Below are 546 nucleotides of genomic sequence, written 5' to 3'. Positions count from 1 at the left end.
GACCTTGGCAGGCTGTCTGGGCCTGGTGGCCTCGCCCCGCAAGTTTGTGGAGCGCAAGCCGGCCGAGTCGATGGCCGGCCTGGTGCTTCGCGCGGCGGGCGCCCATGCGAGCGACGAGGCGCGGCTGCTTGTCAACCAGACGCTCGTCATGCTGGCCGACCATGAACTGGCCGCCGCCTCCTTCGTGTCGCGGGTCGTGGCGTCGACCCACAGCGACCTCTTCAATTGCGTGGCTGCCGCCATCTGCGCCCATGCCGGGTCGTCGGCGGCTGCGGCGGCCGATCTCGTCGACCAGCAGCTCTTTGCTCCGCTATCGAACCGCAGTGCCGCGTCAGTCCTCGCGCTGGTGAGAGCACGCGGCGCCAGCACCTTCGGGTTCAACCACTCGCTGTATCCCGATGGCGACCCCAGGGCGAACTACATACTGGGCCTGGTGGAGCAACTCGGTGGCCTGGACGCCGGCGTGCGGCGCTTCCTCACGCTGCTGCGGAAAGCCCGCGTCGAAGCCGGGGCGCACCCGGGCCTGGCGGTGGCCCTCGTCGCCGT

1 protein-coding gene is annotated in these 546 nt (G+C 70.3%); it reads left to right on the top strand.

Features of this window, described 5'->3' with window-relative positions; genetic code table 11:
- A partial coding sequence (locus AC1DTN_RS38940; RefSeq protein WP_477925578.1) for a citrate/2-methylcitrate synthase occupies positions 1 to 546 on the top strand: 546 nt, incomplete at both ends.

The sequence above is a fragment of the Rhizobium sp. 01T444 genome, from assembly GCF_056398305.1.
This window is presented reverse-complemented; position numbering and strand designations above follow the sequence as displayed.